Source organism: uncultured Maritalea sp. (genome assembly GCF_937139385.1).
In the GTDB taxonomy this organism is placed as follows: domain Bacteria; phylum Pseudomonadota; class Alphaproteobacteria; order Rhizobiales; family Devosiaceae; genus Maritalea; species Maritalea porphyrae_A.
This window is the reverse complement of record NZ_CAKZPW010000222.1, coordinates 1-3,599: the sequence shown is the minus strand read 5'-3', so window position 1 is coordinate 3,599 and position 3,599 is coordinate 1. Positions and strand designations below refer to the sequence as shown.

The window sequence follows — 3,599 nt, the reverse complement described above, 5'->3', positions numbered from 1 at the left end:
TCCCATTCGCCGTTTGATCCTTCAGCTCCAGCCAACGGGTGCTGCAAAGACAGGCTCGACAACTCATCGCTCGGAACATCACGAACACGGGTCCACTGACCCTCCTCAAGACGCGCCTTAGCAAACACATCTGCCGCCAGCTTATCGGCCAGAAGGAATTTCTCGCCGACGTCGGCCCAACACTCATCAGGCGTCGCAGTCACTTCGTACAAGCCGTAGGAAATACCCTCGCCATATACGACAGCCTTATTCGAGGGCATGGTCCAAGGGGTCGTTGTCCAGATGACAACTGCTGCATCGAGCAAATGCTCAAGCAGACCTTCTTGGCTTTCATTGCCACCAGCCGCTTTAACCGGGAATTTCACCCAGATCGCATCACTTTCATAGTCGTGATATTCGATTTCGGCTTCAGCCAAGGCAGTGCGTTCAACAACTGACCACATAACAGGCTTTGACCCGCGATAGAGCTGGCCGGAGGTTGCAAACTTCATTAGTTCGCGAGCGATTTGTGCTTCTGCGTCAAAGCTCATGGTGATGTAGGGGTTGTCCCACTCGCCGTTGACGCCAAGGCGTTTAAACTCTTCGCGTTGCACATCAACCCAATGGCCAGCGAATTCGCGGCACTCTTGGCGGAATTCGTTGATTGGCACTTCGTCTTTGTTCTTGCCTTTGGCGCGGTATTTTTCTTCGATCTTCCATTCGATCGGCAGACCGTGACAATCCCAACCCGGCACATAGGCTGCGTTAAAGCCCTGCATCTGCATAGAGCGCACAATAATGTCTTTGAGGATTTTATTGAGCGCGTGGCCGATGTGGATATTTCCGTTCGCATAGGGCGGGCCATCGTGCAGCGTAAACTTCTCTTTGTCTTTAGAGGTTTCGCGCAATTGCCCATAAAGGTCCATATCTTCCCAGCGTTTAAGCCAAGCTGGCTCGCGCTTTGGCAATCCGGCCCGCATGGGGAAATCGGTTTTTGGCAAGTTCAGCGTCGCTGAATAGTCTTTTTTGTCAGCTTGTTGCGCCTCGTTTGAGGTCGTTTGATTATCGGTCATCTTGGATCAAATCCATATTTTGGAATTTTCGTGGTCTCGCCCGTTGCTTTGGTTGAGCGGCCTTTGGCCACCCCACATACATGAAGCATTTATTGGCGATTTATGAGGTCATCCGACACTTCGTGCTGCGCAATTAGCGTCAGCTCACGAAGGCCGGCTGGTAATTCGTGGTATGGGGTCAAATGCACCAAAAATCACAGCGCGCGCTCCAGTGCGCGCGGCCAGATGAATTTTGTTCAATACAATCGTACGGTTCATTTGCTCAAAAACTTTGGTTTTGGTCCCTGATCGAATAATGCACAAACGGCAAAGAAGTCAACCAATGCTTGGCTTTGATGGCTGAACTAGAGGCTGAAAAACCCCAGTTTTTCATCCAAAGCGGTAATGGCTTTTTCTTGGGCTAGATTTTCTTTCGCTTCAATGCTGTCTTGGTCCATTGCCGCAATTAGATCATCAACACCGTCAAATTTCTTTTCGCCGCGCAAGTATTTGGTGATAGCGACTTCTAGCTTGTCGCCGTAAATCTCACCTTTGAAATCAAAAATGTGGGTTTCAAACAGGGCCTTGCCGTTATCAAACATAGGGCGGCGGCCATAGCTGGCGACACCGTCATAGGCCTTGCCTTTATGCAGCACCCGCACCGCATAAATGCCGTGTTGTAGCCCTTCAAATGGCGACAAAGCGATATTGGCGGTTGGATAGCCCAATTCGCGACCCCGTTTGTCGCCGTGGCTCACATTACCGGCAATAAAGAAGTGATAGCCGAGCAGCGCATTGGCGGCTGGCACATCGCCTTCGCGCAATGCTTCGCGCACACGCGAGGATGAAACAGGTTCACTGCCATCATCCAACATGCCGCAAATCTTAACATCAAAGCCGTGCAATTCGCCAGATTTCGCCAAAAAGTCAGGCGTGCCCGCGCGTGCTTTGCCGAAGTGGAAATCGGCGCCAACCGCAACAGCACTTACATCAATCGAATCGACAAGGAAATCGGACACAAACTCTTCTGCGGTTTTGCCCGCAAGGTCTTTATTGAACGGCATAACGATGATGCCATCAAAGCCCAAAGCTTCAACAAGCCGTGCTTTTTGGTCGCGCTCGGTTAGGCGAAACATGAAAGGCTGGGGCGCAAAAACATCACGCGGATGTGGCTCAAACGTCAACACCAGCGCGGGCTTGCCTTCTCGGTTGGCTTTTTCCTTTGCTGCATCAAACACAGCTTGGTGCCCAAGGTGGCAGCCATCGAAATTGCCAATGGCAATGGTGGCACCACGCAACGCAGGTGGGAATTGAGAAATATCCTCAATAAGGGAAAACGCCATAGTTTTCGCAGTTCCTTTTCGCCATTTCTGGCACAGACTAGAATGTTGGGGTGCAAACTGCCCTTTTCGTTGCGGATTTGCAAGCCGCAAAAACGAGGCAAAACATCAAGTTATCCAGCGTCGTTTTCTGCACTGCGCACCAAACGACCTTCGATTGCAACTGCTTTGCTTACTGTGTTGAAAATTGTCCCATATTTTTTGACATTTTTGTGCAACAAATCCAACCGTGCATCGCTTTCTTGTGAATTGACCAAAATCTCATAATTCACATGTGTGATCATAGGCGGTGCGTCTTGGCGCTTTGCATGCAGTTGCACTCTTACGCCGCTGAGCTCAAAATCAAGGATAGGACATACACGCTCGATCCCCTTGATCATACATGCGGCAATCGAAGCCAAAAAAAGCTCTGCAGGGTTTAATGCATCCGGGCGACCTTTTAGCCCTGTATCGAGCATTATTTCAGCTTCGCCGCTCTGAGCTAGACTGGCGGTGGCGTCTTTGCGGATTGCCGTAACATTATATTCAAGCATGCGATTGCCTAACCTCTTGGTGTCAGTTCTACCTTGGCGACTTTTGTCAATTCGCTCAACTGATTTCGGCACTGCACCAACGGATCTGGCGTATAGGTATTTCCCCGCAAGGGCTGGTTTACGCCAGTTTTAACGCAAGAGATTAATGTGATGCTTAGTTCATGTTGGAAATGTGCTGGGGACCAACCATGCAATTGAATAGAAATATGCGTATCCTAATTGTTGATGACTACGCCACCATGCTGCGCATTTTGCGCAATCTTTTAAAGCAATTGGGTTTTGAAAATGTACACGAAGCCTCTGACGGGCAAGCGGCCTTAAAACAGTTTGAAACCAACAAATATGACTTGGTGATATCGGACTGGAACATGGAGCCGATGACCGGGTTCGATCTGTTGCGCGCTGTGCGGGCAAACCCTGAAACCTCTGCCACAAAATTCATCATGATCACCGCGGAAAGCGCCACAGAAAATGTGATTGCGGCCAAGCGAGCGGGCGTAAACAATTATATTATCAAACCATTCACATCAGAGATTTTGCAAGGCAAAATTGAAACTGTGTTTGAACAGCAGGTGGCATAATATGAACACGGCTGAAAAATTGGACGCCCCGGTGCCAGACCATAGCGAAGAGCTTGCGTCTCGCGAAGATAATGCGATCCCCCTGCGGGAGGTCATTGCAATGGCAGAAAAAGT

4 protein-coding genes are annotated in these 3,599 nt (G+C 49.8%); 1 reads left to right on the top strand and 3 read right to left on the bottom strand.

Annotation, left to right across the window (positions count from 1 at the left end):
• From Q0231_RS09530 to Q0231_RS09520, 3 genes are all read right to left on the bottom strand, one after another.
• On the bottom strand, nt 1-1,052 hold a 1,052-nt coding region (locus Q0231_RS09530; protein WP_299347373.1), incomplete at its 3' end, for a class I tRNA ligase family protein.
• A 344-nt stretch (nt 1,053-1,396) separates the two neighbouring features.
• Nucleotides 1,397-2,374 carry a bifunctional riboflavin kinase/FAD synthetase gene (locus Q0231_RS09525; protein ID WP_299347371.1) on the bottom strand — a complete coding sequence of 326 codons (978 nt, stop codon included), beginning with the start codon at nt 2,372-2,374 and terminating at the stop codon, nt 1,397-1,399.
• A 110-nt stretch (nt 2,375-2,484) separates the two neighbouring features.
• Nucleotides 2,485-2,904, bottom strand: coding sequence for an OsmC family protein (locus Q0231_RS09520; protein ID WP_299347369.1), 420 nt, complete (start codon nt 2,902-2,904; stop codon nt 2,485-2,487).
• A 188-nt stretch (nt 2,905-3,092) separates the two neighbouring features.
• Here Q0231_RS09520 and Q0231_RS09515 point away from each other — a divergent pair, with 188 nt between their 5' ends.
• Nucleotides 3,093-3,485 (top strand): response regulator, encoded by a 393-nt coding sequence (locus tag Q0231_RS09515; RefSeq protein WP_299347367.1) that lies wholly within the window; start codon nt 3,093-3,095, stop codon nt 3,483-3,485.
• Nucleotides 3,486-3,599 lie beyond the last annotated feature (114 nt).